18 protein-coding genes are annotated in these 12172 nt (G+C 66.1%); 11 read left to right on the top strand and 7 right to left on the bottom strand.

The features are described 5' to 3' along the window. Positions 1 to 87 precede the first annotated feature (87 nt). Positions 88 to 528, top strand: a complete 441-nt coding sequence (locus tag LIX00_RS12810) for a universal stress protein (RefSeq protein ID WP_227353576.1) — start codon at positions 88 to 90, stop codon at positions 526 to 528. Positions 529 to 592: 64 nt separating this feature from the next. Here LIX00_RS12810 and LIX00_RS12805 read toward each other — a convergent pair whose 3' ends face one another. Next, positions 593 to 1180, bottom strand: a complete 588-nt coding sequence (locus tag LIX00_RS12805) for a DUF6149 family protein (RefSeq protein WP_227353575.1) — start codon at positions 1178 to 1180, stop codon at positions 593 to 595. 122 nt (positions 1181 to 1302) lie between these two features. Here LIX00_RS12805 and LIX00_RS12800 point away from each other — a divergent pair, with 122 nt between their 5' ends. The 4 genes from LIX00_RS12800 to LIX00_RS12785 all read left to right on the top strand — a co-directional run bounded on the left by LIX00_RS12800 (position 1303) and on the right by LIX00_RS12785 (position 3767). Continuing rightward, positions 1303 to 2544, top strand: a complete 1242-nt coding sequence (locus LIX00_RS12800) for an NAD(P)/FAD-dependent oxidoreductase (RefSeq protein ID WP_227353574.1) — start codon at positions 1303 to 1305, stop codon at positions 2542 to 2544. A 221-nt stretch (positions 2545 to 2765) separates the two neighbouring features. Further along, complete coding sequence (locus LIX00_RS12795; protein ID WP_227353573.1) at positions 2766 to 2966, top strand: DUF7979 domain-containing protein; 201 nt, start codon at positions 2766 to 2768, stop codon at positions 2964 to 2966. 96 nt (positions 2967 to 3062) lie between these two features. Further along, the gene (locus LIX00_RS12790; RefSeq protein ID WP_227353572.1) at positions 3063 to 3296 is read left to right on the top strand and encodes a DUF7979 domain-containing protein; all 234 of its coding nucleotides are present in this window, start codon (positions 3063 to 3065) and stop codon (positions 3294 to 3296) included. Between the two features lie 57 nt (positions 3297 to 3353). Further along, positions 3354 to 3767, top strand: a complete 414-nt coding sequence (locus LIX00_RS12785) for a DUF7124 domain-containing protein (protein ID WP_227353571.1) — start codon at positions 3354 to 3356, stop codon at positions 3765 to 3767. A 6-nt stretch (positions 3768 to 3773) separates the two neighbouring features. Here the strand turns inward: LIX00_RS12785 and LIX00_RS12780 are convergent, their stop codons facing one another. Next, entirely contained in the window at positions 3774 to 4016 is a 243-nt protein-coding gene (locus LIX00_RS12780) for a hypothetical protein (protein WP_227353570.1), read from the bottom strand. A gap of 173 nt (positions 4017 to 4189) precedes the next feature. Between LIX00_RS12780 and LIX00_RS12775 the strand changes: the two genes are divergently transcribed. From LIX00_RS12775 to LIX00_RS12765, 3 genes are all read left to right on the top strand, one after another. After that, positions 4190 to 4723, top strand: a complete 534-nt coding sequence (locus LIX00_RS12775; protein ID WP_227353569.1) for a DUF5815 family protein — start codon at positions 4190 to 4192, stop codon at positions 4721 to 4723. A 76-nt stretch (positions 4724 to 4799) separates the two neighbouring features. Beyond that, positions 4800 to 5036, top strand: a complete 237-nt coding sequence (locus LIX00_RS12770; protein ID WP_227353568.1) for a hypothetical protein — start codon at positions 4800 to 4802, stop codon at positions 5034 to 5036. A 59-nt stretch (positions 5037 to 5095) separates the two neighbouring features. Further along, entirely contained in the window at positions 5096 to 5983 is an 888-nt protein-coding gene (locus LIX00_RS12765; RefSeq protein WP_227353567.1) for a Vms1/Ankzf1 family peptidyl-tRNA hydrolase, read from the top strand. Positions 5984 to 6009: 26 nt separating this feature from the next. Here the strand turns inward: LIX00_RS12765 and LIX00_RS12760 are convergent, their stop codons facing one another. Next, positions 6010 to 6219: a hypothetical protein gene (locus LIX00_RS12760; protein WP_227353566.1), complete on the bottom strand. Its 210-nt coding sequence runs from the start codon at positions 6217 to 6219 to the stop codon at positions 6010 to 6012. A 45-nt stretch (positions 6220 to 6264) separates the two neighbouring features. Continuing rightward, a complete protein-coding gene (locus tag LIX00_RS12755; RefSeq protein WP_227353565.1) occupies positions 6265 to 7143 on the bottom strand; it encodes a homoserine kinase in 879 nt (292 codons plus the stop codon). Between the two features lie 167 nt (positions 7144 to 7310). On the opposite strand from LIX00_RS12755, the gene LIX00_RS12750 reads away from it, so the two are divergent. Together LIX00_RS12750 and LIX00_RS12745 are read left to right on the top strand one after the other, a co-directional pair. Then, the gene (locus LIX00_RS12750; RefSeq protein WP_227353564.1) at positions 7311 to 7811 is read left to right on the top strand and encodes a CBS domain-containing protein; all 501 of its coding nucleotides are present in this window, start codon (positions 7311 to 7313) and stop codon (positions 7809 to 7811) included. A 241-nt stretch (positions 7812 to 8052) separates the two neighbouring features. After that, the gene (locus LIX00_RS12745) at positions 8053 to 8982 is read left to right on the top strand and encodes a DMT family transporter (protein WP_227353563.1); all 930 of its coding nucleotides are present in this window, start codon (positions 8053 to 8055) and stop codon (positions 8980 to 8982) included. 9 nt (positions 8983 to 8991) lie between these two features. Here the strand turns inward: LIX00_RS12745 and purQ are convergent, their stop codons facing one another. After that, complete coding sequence (gene purQ / locus LIX00_RS12740; RefSeq protein ID WP_227353562.1) at positions 8992 to 9666, bottom strand: phosphoribosylformylglycinamidine synthase I; 675 nt, start codon at positions 9664 to 9666, stop codon at positions 8992 to 8994. Next, positions 9663 to 9914, bottom strand: a complete 252-nt coding sequence (gene purS, locus LIX00_RS12735) for a phosphoribosylformylglycinamidine synthase subunit PurS (RefSeq protein ID WP_227353561.1) — start codon at positions 9912 to 9914, stop codon at positions 9663 to 9665. The genes purQ and purS overlap by 4 nt, the downstream gene beginning before the upstream one ends. 295 nt (positions 9915 to 10209) lie before the next feature. Between purS and LIX00_RS12730 the strand changes: the two genes are divergently transcribed. Further along, positions 10210 to 11166, top strand: a complete 957-nt coding sequence (locus tag LIX00_RS12730; protein WP_227353560.1) for a formyltetrahydrofolate deformylase — start codon at positions 10210 to 10212, stop codon at positions 11164 to 11166. A gap of 9 nt (positions 11167 to 11175) precedes the next feature. On the opposite strand, the gene LIX00_RS12725 is transcribed toward LIX00_RS12730, so the two are convergent. Beyond that, a complete protein-coding gene (locus LIX00_RS12725; RefSeq protein ID WP_227353559.1) occupies positions 11176 to 12132 on the bottom strand; it encodes a diacylglycerol/lipid kinase family protein in 957 nt (318 codons plus the stop codon). Positions 12133 to 12172 lie beyond the last annotated feature (40 nt).

Here is a 12172-nt window from a genome sequence, read left to right as displayed (position 1 = left end):
CACGTCCCCGCGTTGTTCTAAGTGGGGGTACGGTACGGTCGAATACACGACATCTCTATGCACGACAGTCGCGAACGACGCGGTAGCATGTACCGACGAATCCTCGTTCCGATAGATGGGAGCGAAGCGGCGGAGAACGCGATTCCGCACGCCCTCGACCTGGCGGAGACGTACGACGCCGCCCTCTACACCGTCTCCGTCGTCGATACGAGCGAGCGGGAGGACGGAGACAAGCGCGAGGCGATGTTCGAAGAGTACGAGCGAGAGTCGAAGGAGATGGTGGAGGACGTCATCCGCCGGGCGGAAGCGCGGGACGTCCGAACGACCGCCGGTTCCATCGCCGAGGGGAAACCGCACCGCGCGATCCTCCGGTACGCGGTCGATCAGGATATCGACCTCATCGTGATGGGAACGTACGGTCAGCGCGGAATACTACGCCCGCTCCGCCGCAGCGTCACGGAGAAGGTCGTCAGGCGGGCCACCGTTCCGGTGGTGACCGTTCGCCTCCAAGAGCGCGAAGAGGAGTGAGTTCGAAGCGCCGACCGCGCTTCGACTCGTCGACGACGCTCTTGTTCCTCGAATCGCGGACCGACTACGCTTCGCCCTCGTCGGCGCCGGGCGCGTCGTCGACGCTCACGTCCTCGGGTTCGTCCTGTCCACCGACGCGAATCTCGCCGTCGTCGCCCTGCACGTACACGTCGTCGGCGAAGCCGCCCTCCGCGTAGGGGTGCTCGGGGTCGTCCAGTTTCTCGGGGGTGGACGGGGCTTCCGGAACGCCGTCGGCGGGCGCGAACTCGCCGAGGGGGTCGGCGATGGTGACGCCGTGGCGGGAGAAGAACGTCTCGTACCGGTCGTAGTGGTCGCCGAGTTCGTCGCTCGGGAACTCCATCATCTCCGTCCAGCCGTGGTTGAAGAAGTCGAAGTTGGCCTGGATATGCGTTATTTCGCGGGCCTCGGCCTCGGGTGCGCCCTCCTGCAGGGCCGCGAGATATGTGTCCATCGTCGCGCCGAAGAAGGCGTCCAAGTGCTCGCGGCGCTCCTCGCGGTGGTCCGGGTCGGCCTTGTTCAGGAAGATGTCGGTGTGCATGTCCACCAGCTTCCGTTTCACCGCGTCCCCCACGACGGGGAGTTCGAGCGCCTTCTTCGAGGCGAAGTGACGAGCGTTCTGACGGATCTTCATGGTCGGGAGTTGGAACGCGAGCGCCTTCAACGTCCCGACTACCCCGGCGGCGGCGTCCGTCGTCCGTCGACACGATTTCGAGATAGCAACCCACTTTAACCCCGACGAAGAAGTTCCACCACATGAGCGAGTCGTACGTGATTATCGGTGACGGTATCGCGGGTAGTTCCGCCGCGGAGACGATCCGTGAAGCGAAACCCAACGCCGACGTAACCGTCATCACCGACGAGGGCGAAGCCCTCTACAACCGAATTCTCATCAAGGAGTTCGCCAAGGGGAAGCTCCCAGAAGCGCCGATTTCGATACACGAGGAAGACTGGTACGCGGAGCGCGACATCGACCTCGAACTGAACACGTTCGTCACGGACGTCGACCCCGACGCGCACGAAGTCCACACCCACGACAGCGGCACGTTCGAATACGACAAACTGCTCGTCGCCACCGGCGGCACGCCGACCCAACTTCCCGTGGACAACAGTGACGCCGACGGCATCCACCACTTCTGGACGTTCCAGGACGCCCGCCGCATCGCGGAACACGCGGAGCAGGCAGAGACCGGCGTCGTCGTCGGTGCCGGCCTCCTCGGTATCGACCTCGCCGCCATCTGCGGCGAACAGGACGTCGACGCCCACTACATCATGCGCGGTAACCGCTGGTGGCGCTACGGTCTGAGCTTGGAGGGCGCGGAGATAATTCACAACGCGCTCGAAGAGAAGGGCGTCACCCCCGTCCTCGAGAGCGGCGTCAACGGCTTCGAGACCGACGACGAGGGGAACGTCGTCGCCACGCTGGACGCGGACGGTAACGAGTACGACAGCGAGTTCGTCGGCATCGCCATCGGTCTCAACTTCAACGCCGAGTACCTCCAGGGGACGGGCGTCGAGACGGACAACGGCGTCGTCGTCGACCAGTACATGCAGACCGGCGTGGACGACATCTACGCCGCGGGCGACATCACGCGCTTCTACGACGTCATCCTCGGCGAGTACACGCAGAACGGGTCGTGGGGCAGCGCGAAACAGCAGGGCGTCATCGCCGCCAAGAACATGGTCGCCGACGACGAAGCGGAGGAGTTCCGCTGGGTCACCTCCTACTCCATCACCCACTTCGACTTCCCGTTCCTCAGCTTCGGCTTCCCGACGCTCGGCGACGACGACTGCGAGCGCAAGTACAGCGACACCGAGTGGCGGCGACTGGCGTTCAAGGACGGCAAACTCATCGGCGGCGTCCTCATCGGCGACATCGCCCCGCAGGGCAAGTACAAAGACCTCATCCGGAAGGAGGTCGACGTCGCGGACCAGAAGGACATCCTCCTCGAAAAGGAGTTCGACCCCGACAAACTGGCGCTCCCGCAGGAACAGTAGCGTCGAACCGATTTTCGAACCGCGGTATCGCGGGGAAGTGCGCGGATTCGTTCCCGGATCCGATCTACCGATTCGTCGTCGTTCCCGCGACGGTTCTCGCGTCGTACCCGTATTGCTCCCGATTCGGCGCGATAGAAATATTTGTAACGACGGTAAGGTTTAAGCGGTGCCGAGTCATTTGTTACCATAGACCAGTAACGGTCTGTGGTAACGTGAACCCGATGATAACGGTCGAACCGACGGAGACGATTCCGGACGACGCGAGCGTCCGGCACTACGACGAACTCGAACACTGCGCCAAGCAGCGCTTCCCGAACGTCGTCGAACACGGCGAACAGAACATCGATGCAGAGACGGCTCTCCAGTTCCGCGACGGCGAGTTCGTAAAGTTCACCGACTACTATCGGGTTCTCCTCGCGTAGCCGACCTCCCCGCCTTCCGACGATTCCGCCGGAAGCTTTAAGATGAATTGCGACAATTGGTAACATATATCAATGGCTTCGAACACGACAAGTAGCGTGGGGTCCCCCCCGACCGGAGAGACGAGCACCCTCGTCGTCCGCCGAACCGACACCGTCTCGCCCGAGACGCGAGTGCGTCACTTCGACGAGCTCTCCGACGAACTCCAGCAGGTGGTCGCGGAGTGCGACGGCGAGGAGGCCGTCGTCCCGACGACTCGCCGGTTGGCCGACGAAGTCACGACGGACACGACCGTCGTGTTCACCGACTACTACCGCGTCACTGTCGTCTGAGCGCGACGGAGCGGAGTAACCGAAGCCGTTTTCTCCGGCAAGACTGGAAGTAGGAACATGAACGGAAGCGGAGAGATGACGCTGGCGTTCGAGCTGTCGGCGCTCAAGACGCTGTCGAGTCCCGGGACGGTGTTCGAGGACGCCCGACGCTGGACGCGGTACGTCGGCGTCATCTCCGACCAGCCGACCTACGTGGTGACGAACTTCACCCGAAAGAACCGCATTCGGCAGGACTTCTTCTCCGGACCGAAAGGAAAAGCCGAGAGTTTGGACAGCGTGAAAGCCCAGTTCGACACCGACCGTCACGTCTTCGTCGGAACGACCGACGAGGACCGCGAACTCGCCGAAGCGCACGATTGGGAGTTCCTCCACGTCGAGGACGCGGCGGAGGCGGCGGAGTGGACGCTCGCCACGGAGGACGCGGACGACGAGCGGACGGTCGAGGAGGACGTGCGCGACGACTGGCCCTGAGTGCGTCTACTCGCGACCTCGCCGCAGGCGGCGGCGTCCGCGCTCCGTTATCTCGTAGCAACACCAGTTCGAATTCCGGACGAGTCCGCGCTCCGCGAGGAGGCGACAGCGACTCGCGGTCACGCAACCGGACAGCGAGAGCCGTCGTTCGATGTCGAGGCGAACGCACATCCCCTCGGCGTCGAGCAGGCGGAGGATTCGTTCGTCTATCGGGCGCAGTCGGTCGGGAACCCTGCTGACCTGTGCCATGCTCGGTCGTCTCCCGGCGATCCACAAGTAGCTCGCTAAGAGCGGTACGTACCGAGGACGTTCCCTCCGGAGCGCTATGTACGCCCACCCGGTCGGTTCGAACGGCCGCGTTCGAACGATTCGCCCGAACCGCAATCACGCCGTTTAAACTCGTAAAGGACGAAACGAAAACCATGGCAGAACCGCGCGTACCGGGAGGGAGGGGTGCGACGCTCGACCTTCCCTGCGGCGAGTCGGTGAAAACGCACGCCTTCGACATGGGGATGCGGGAGTACGACTGCCACTGCGGCGACTCCCACGCCGTCGTGCTGGACGTCCACCCGCCCTCCCGATTCGTCCCGGAGTTCCTCGTGGACGTGCTCCGAGAGACCGTCGACACGGCGGACGACCACGGCGAGTTCGGGACGGTGCACATCATGGGCGTCGTGATGGAGGAGTTCCCGGAGGAGGTGGCGAGCAAGGACGTCGCCGAAGACCCCGACCTGGGATACGCGATGGTGTGGGTCACCGACTTCGACTCGCGGCGACTCCACGAGGTGGTCGTCGAACTCATCGTCGAACTGATGGAACACGCCGTCAGCCACGCCGACGACGAGGACGCGATGAGCCGGTTCGAGGCGGACATGCTGAACTTCGACGTGTCGGAGTTCGTCGAACAGTACCGGCGGGAGCGCGATTTCACCGGACCGCACGACCGCCCCGCGTGACGATTCCGCGAGACGGCGCGGCGTCTGACGGACGTCTGACTTAATTTTAAATACAAATACACGTTCTCTATCGAATATGTACGCTCGGGGGAAGGAGTTCGACCGCATTCGGGAGGTCGTCGCGGAGGCCGAAACCGACGAACCCCTCACGGCGCGCGAGATACTCGATCTGCTGGACGAGCGCGGCGAGGAGTTCGAGAGCGCGCACGAGGTCGCGACCGTGCTCGGTCGACAGGCCCGGAACGGCGACGTGACCGTGATTCGTTCCTTGCCGTACCGGTACACGCTCTGCGAACTCGGCGAGGGCGCGTGAGTCCGCTCGATTTTCGGACACGACAAACTACAAGGGTCCCGAACGCGCCCTTCGAGTCGATGCTGGACGAGTTGCTCGGGCGCGCGGAGTTGAAAGAGCGAATCGAAGCGCTCGAAGAAGAGAAGCGCCACCTCGAACGACGGGTGGAAGGGGAACAGGAGCGCCGCGCGGAGGCCGTCACCGCGAGGCAGGCGGCCGAAGAGCGGGGCAACCGACTCGAAGACCGCATCGCGGAACTCGAAGACCGGGTCGAGCGACTGCAGGGCGACGACGCGACCCTCGATTTCCGCGGCGTCGAGACGCTCCGCGGGGAGCGCCTCGACCGCGTCAGGAACCGACTGGCGAGCTTCGAGACGGAACCGGAGGGCGCGCTGACCGCGATGATCGACGGCGACCCCCCCGACGAGGTGCGCGCCGCGTTCGGCGACCACGCGCCGCTCGTCGCGCGCGCCGCCCCCTGTCTGGTCGTCGCCGACGACGCGGGACTCGTCAGCGCCGCCCTCGTTCCGCCGAACCCGCCGGAGGCGTTCGTCGCGTGGGACGACGGCTTCGACGTCGACCCCGAGTGGTTCCGCCCCCATGGGCGGTTCGCCTTCGCGCTCGTTCGCTCCGACCTCTTCGCCATCGGCGAGTACGAGGGGCGCGAGCGGCGGTCGCTCTCCGGATTCGAGAGCGACGTGAAAGGCGACCACTCGAAGGGGGGCTTCTCGCAGGGGCGGTTCGAGCGCAGGCGGGACGCCCAGATAGACGAACACCTCGAACGCTGTCGGGAGGAGATCGACGGACGCGACGCGGAACGACTGTACGTCGTCGGCCAGCGGACGCTCCTCTCCGAGTTTCGGGAGGCCGCCGACCGGACGAAACCGGTGGACGCCACGGGCGACCCCGAGGAGGCGCTGGACGACGCGTTTTACGAGTTCTGGGCGACTCGCCTCTATCGTATCTGAACTCCGTGAGATCGAGCGTCGAGACGCTACTCGTCCAGTTTCGCGTAGAACGATAAGCGTCCGCACTCGGGACACATGCGGGCCTGAACTTCCCTCTTTTCGCTCATCCCGAGCGACCCGAGGAGTCCCTCTCGGCGCTCGCTCGTCTTCACGTGCGGACTCCACGCATCGTTCATGCCGAATTTGACCGTTTCGAGCGTGACGCCGCAGTCCGAACAGCGTTTCAGGTCAGCCATGCGTCCTGTTTCGGAACGTAGAAGCGTGACAGTTACGCATCTCCCTCACCGTACCACCGTCGCCCCGCCGCCGATAGCGGTTTGGTAGGCTCGCGCGTCCACGCCTTCGTCGAGGAAGGCGTCGAGCATCGCGCTCGCGACCGGCCCTCGCGTCTCGTCGCGACAGACGGCGAGGACGCTCGGCCCGGCCCCGCTCACGGCGACGCCGGTCGCGCCCGCGTCGAGGGCGGCCCGGCGGACGGCGTCGAACCCGTCGATGAGCGCCGCCCGCGAACTGGTGGCCGAACTGTCGCGGAGACCGCGACCGACGAGTTCGGGGTCGTCGCGGAACATCCCCGCCGTGAGCGTCGCGGCGTCGCCGACGGTTTCGACGAGTTCCCCGATATCGACGGAGTGGGGGACGACCTGCCGCGCGTCGCGGGTCGAGACGACGAGTTCCGGCAGGCAGGCGACGACCGGAATCGAGGCGTCCACCTGCGTGACGTCGTCCTCGGTGACGACGGTGAATCCCCCGAGGATGGCCGGCGCGACGTTGTCCGCGTGGGCCTCGCCCGAGACGGCGGCTTCCCCCTCGGCGGCGACCCGGACGAGTTCGCGGGGCGAGAGCCCGCAGCCGTGGAGTTCGTTCAGCGCGACCGCGGCGGCGGCGGCGCTGGCGGCGGACGACCCCAACCCGGAGGACGGGCGGACGCCCTTGTCGATTCGGATGTGGGCGGGCGCGTCGAGCGTCTCGGCGACGACGCCGGCGGTGTTCTTCGCCGGGTCTTCCGGAACGTACTGTCGTCCGACCCCCGTGACCTCTATCGTCGTCTCGGGCGCGCGCTCGACCCGCACGACGTCTTCGGGATGCTCCAGCGCCAATCCGAACACGTCGAACCCGCTTCCGAGGTTGGCGCTCGTCGCGGGTGCCCGCACTGTGACCATGGGGAAGGTATCGAAAGCACGGGCAAAAACCTTCGCTTCGACCCGGAAACGCGTCGGGTGAAAGAGCGGTCGTCGGGCGGTTCGCGTCCGAACCGCGACGAGCCGAGAACGGCGAACCCGCGCCCCTCGCAACAAGGCTTACACCGTAACCCTCCCTTCTCCCACGTATGGCAATCACGGCCCGCGATCTGATGACGACCGACGTGGAGACCGTCGCGCCGGACGACGAAATCGGCGAGGTGCTGACCCGCCTCGCGCGCGAGGAGTTCAACGGCTACCCCGTCGTCGACGACGGGCGACTCGTCGGTATCGTCACCCAACACGACCTCGTTCACCTCTTCCAGCCGAGCGACAGGACGCTGTGGATTCCGGTCGGGTTCCCCCCGTTCCTCGAGAGCCTCGAGTACGCAATCGACCTCTCGTGGGACGAACTCGACGCGAGTATCGACCTCGCCAAGAACGCGAGAAAGCCGGTCAGCGACATCATGACCGAGGACGTGGTGACGGTCGCGCCGGACGCCGACCTCGACCGAATCCTCGACCTGTTGGCCGACGCCGAGAACGACATCAACCGCCTCCCCGTGCTCGAAGACGGCGCGCTCGTCGGTATCATCGCGCGACAGGACGTTCTTCGGGCGGTTCGCGACGAGCGACGCTCGCGGCGATAGCGTCGGAGTATCGTCGAGCGACCGCGCTCGAAAGCAGTGGTCGCGGGATGCCAGCCCGTTTCACCCATGAACCACCGTTTTTTCGACGGAGGTTCGTCCGGCACTTGTCTTCGAGGAATGATAAATCTATGCGAGCGTTCGAACCGCGACCGGGGGTCCGCCGAGTCGGAAGCGCGGCCGAAGTCGGCATTCGAGGGGGGATTTCGAAAGGTACTCCCCTGCCCGACGTGGATTCTCCACAGTGACCGGCTCTCGAAACGCGCTCCTGTTCGTCCTGCTCGCCGCGGCGTGGGGCTCCGCGTTCATGGCCATCAAGGCCGGACTCGAGTACTTCCCGCCCGTGCTGTTCGCGGCCATCCGCTACGACGTGGCGGGCGTGCTGATGCTCGCCTACGCCGTCTACGCCACCGACCGCTGGCGGCCGCGAACCGGCGGCGAGTGGCGACTCGTCCTCGTCGGGAGCGCGCTGATGATCGCCGGCTACCACGCCTTCCTCTTCGTCGGCGAGAAGGAGACGACGAGCGCCGTCGCCGCCATCATCGTGAGTTTCAGCCCGGTTCTCACCACCGGATTCGCGCGCGTCCTCCTCCCCAGCGAACGCCTCGAACCCGCCGGAATCGCGGGCCTGTTCCTCGGACTCGTGGGCGTCGCGGTGCTGAGCCAACCGAACCCGAACGACCTGCTGGCCGCGGACTTCGTCGGGAAACTGCTCGTGCTCGCCGCCGCGGTCTCGTTCGCCCTCGGGAGCGTGCTCACCCGACGAATCGACGCCGAGCTGCCGATCGAGACGATGGAGGCGTGGTCGATGCTGCTCGGCGCGCTCATGATGCACGCCGTCAGTATCGCCCGTCCGAGCGAATCGTTCGCCGCCATCCGGTGGACGCCCGAGGCGCTCGCGGCGCTCGTGTACCTCTCGCTCGTCGCCAGCGCGCTCGGGTTCCTCGTCTACTTCGACCTGTTGGAGCGCTTGGGCCCGATAGAGATCAACCTCGTCTCCTACGTCGCCCCCGTCTTCGCCGCGCTCTCCGGCTGGTACTTCCTCGAAGAACCGGTGACGCCGCTCACCGTCGCCGGCTTCCTCGTCATCTTCGCTGGGTTCTGTCTGCTGAAGCGACGTGCCATCTCGCGCGAACTCCCGCGACTGCGCGCCGCCTTCTCGTCCGGTCGGTGAAAAGGAGACTCAGGCGAAGCCGCGCAGGACGCCGCCGCCGTCGGTGCCGCCGATATCCGGCAGGGTCGCGCGCTCGGGGTGGGGCATCATGACCGCGACGGTGTCCGATTCGCCGAGGATGCCGGCGACGTTTCCCTTCGACCCGTTCGGGTTCGCGTCCTCGGTGACGTTCCCCGCCGCGTCGCAGTAGCGGAACAGGACGCGCCCCGCGGCGTCGAGTTCGTCGTACTCCTCGTCGGGTATCTCGAATCGGCCTTCGCCGTGGGCGATGGGAACCTCGATGACCTCGCCCTCGTCGTAGGCGGCGGTCCACGGCGTGTCGGCGTTCTCGACGCGCAGGTGGACGCCCTCGCACTGGAACCGGGCGCTCCGGTTGGTGGTGAACGCGCCGGGGGTCAGGCCAGACTCACACCCGATTTGCGCGCCGTTGCAGACGCCGAGGATGGGAACGCCGGACTCGGCGGCCTCGCGCACCTCGTCCACGACCGGGGAGTTGGCGGCGATGGCCCCCGCTCGGAGGTAGTCGCCGTAGGAGAATCCGCCGGGGAGTATCACGCCCGTCGCGTCCGCCGGCAGGCCGTCCTCGTGCCAGACGAGTTCGGCGTCGATTCCGAGGTGCGAGAGGGCGCGCTCCGCGTCGCGGTCGCAGTTGCTCCCGCCGAACCGGACGATGGCGACCGTCATCGTTCCTCGACGGCCACCGTGTAATCGTGAATCGTCGGATTGGCGAGCAGGCGTTCCGCCATCTCTCCGGCCCGGTCTTCGGCGTTCGTCGGGGAGTCGGCGTCGAGGTCGATTTCGAACTCGTCCGCCGAGCGAAGCGACTCCAGTTCGAAACCGAGTCGTTCCAGCGCCCGTCGCGTCGTCTCGGCTTCGGGGTCGAGGACGCCCTGCTTCAGCCGAACCGTCACCGTCGCGGTGTAGGCAGTCATCACCCGTCCCTGCGCGTCCGTGCTCAAAAGCTCTTTTGGAACGATGTCGTTATGCACGTTCGTGTGATTCGGACGGCGCTGTTTCGACCGCGTCCCGATTCGTCGCGTCGCGGGGTCGGCGGCGCGGGCCCGGTACGAGGAACGGTAACGGCGGCCTGTTCGTCGCCGATTTCGTTCAGGCTCCGCCTGAACGCCGCAGGCCGCGATGGAAGAATTGCGCGGGAACAAACGCTTTTGTCCCTCCGGGACGGAAGAGATTTCCGATGCTGGTTCCCCGAACGCGACAGGTGAGACGATGAATCCGCACGAACTGACCGAGATAACCGTCGTCGGCGACGACGACACCGGACTCGTCGCTCGCGTCACGACCCTCCTCTTCGAGCGCGACGTCAACATCGAGGACGTCGACCAAGCGGTTCGAGACGGAATCTTCCGGATGACGATGCGCGTCGACACGAGCGGGATGGCGGTGAGCGAACACCGCCTCCGGCGCGACCTCTCCGCCCTCGGCGACGACCTCGACTTGGACGTGCGAGTCCGGTTTCCGGAGGAGCGCGACACCCGACAGCTCGCCGTCCTCGTCACGAAGGAGTCGCACTGCCTCCGCAAACTGCTCGACGCTCGCGCCGACCTCGGAGCCGATATCGGCGTCGTCATCGGTAACCACGACGACCTCCGACCGGTCGCCGAGCGCCACGGCATCCCCTTCCACGACGTGGGGGACGAGAAGGGCGTCCACGACGAGGACCGCCTGCTTTCCCTGCTGGACGACTACGACGTCGACCTCGTCGTCCTCGCGCGATTCATGCGCATCCTCAGCCCGAAGGTCGTCTTCCGCTACGAGGGGCGCATCGTCAACGTCCACCCGAGCCTCCTCCCGGCGTTCCCCGGCGCGAAAGCCTACCGACAGGCGAAGGAAGCGGGCGTCCGCGTCGCGGGCGTCACCGCGCACTACGTGACGACCGACCTCGACCAGGGGCCGATACTCACCCAGCGCGCCTTCAACGTCCCCGACGACGCCAGCGTCGAGGAGCTGCGCGAGCGCGGCCAACCCCTCGAAGCCGACGCGCTGCTCGAAGCCGTCCGCCTGCACCTGAACGACGACGTGGCGATTCGCCGCGGTCGCACGGAACTCCGCGAGGACGGCGCGGACGGCGAGAACTATCGCCTCGGGATGCCGCCCGAACTCGACGAGGTGACGCCCGACGACCCCGTCGACGAGGCGCTCGCTGTCGGCGAATCCGACGATTGAGGCGTCCGCCTACTCGTCCGGCAGCGGTTCGTACTCCGGCCCGACGCAGAGTTCCAGCGCGTGCGGTATCACGCCGAGGCTCAGTTCGTTCCACTCGCCCATTTCGCCGTCGAGACTGAACCGGATCGGTTCGTCGCGCTCGACCTCGATGTCGAGCGTCGGCGTCTGCAGTCGCGTCACGTTTTCGGTCTCCTGGCCGAACAGCCGCTGGATCGCGGCCTCGCCGACGAGGTTCGCGGCGGGCATCTGTTCGATAATGGTCACGTCGAGGAGACCGTCCTCCATGTTCGCCTGCGTGCGCCCTTTCACCGGGAACCGCCGCCCGTTGCCGACGAGCACGAACACGGCCTCGCCGGACCACGACACCTCGCCCTCCGTCGAGGCCTTCACGGCGAGCGGAACGCCCTCGAAGTCCGTCATCAGGCGGAGCGTGTTAACGACGTAGGCGAGCACGCCGAGGCGCTCTTTCTGCTCGGAGTCGGTTTCGCCGCTCGCATCCGCGGTCAGTCCGCCGACGCAGGAGTTGACGAACACCCGTTCGTTCGTCGTTCCGAGGTCGATTCGCCTGCGCTCGCCGTTTTCGAGCACTTCGAACGCTCGTTCGACGTCCGTCACGCCCACGTTTCCGGCGAAGTTGTTCCCCGTCCCGGTCGGAACGACGCCGAACGTCACGTCGTCCAGCGCGTCCGCCGCGACGAGACCCCGGACGGCCTCGTTTATCGTTCCGTCGCCGCCCGCCGCGGCCACCATCGACACGTCGCTCTCGGCGGCGTGTCGAGCGAGTTCGACGGCGTGGCCCTCTTCGCGGGATTCGAGCACCGTAAAATCGTGTTCGATGGCGAGGTTCCGAATCTGCTCGCGGTGACTCCCGTCCCCACTGACCGGGTTCATGACGACGACGCGGTCGTACTCGATGTCGTCGTTCGCCGCGAGGTCGCCGGCGATACCGGCCTCGTCGGCATCCATACGGTACTTTGCCGGCGGAAAAACCAAAGGTCTGTCGGCC

It is taken from the genome of Haladaptatus salinisoli (genome assembly GCF_020614375.1).
Lineage (GTDB): Archaea > Halobacteriota > Halobacteria > Halobacteriales > Haladaptataceae > Haladaptatus > Haladaptatus salinisoli.
Note: the sequence above shows the minus strand (reverse complement) of the source record. Positions and strands in the feature narration are given on the sequence as shown.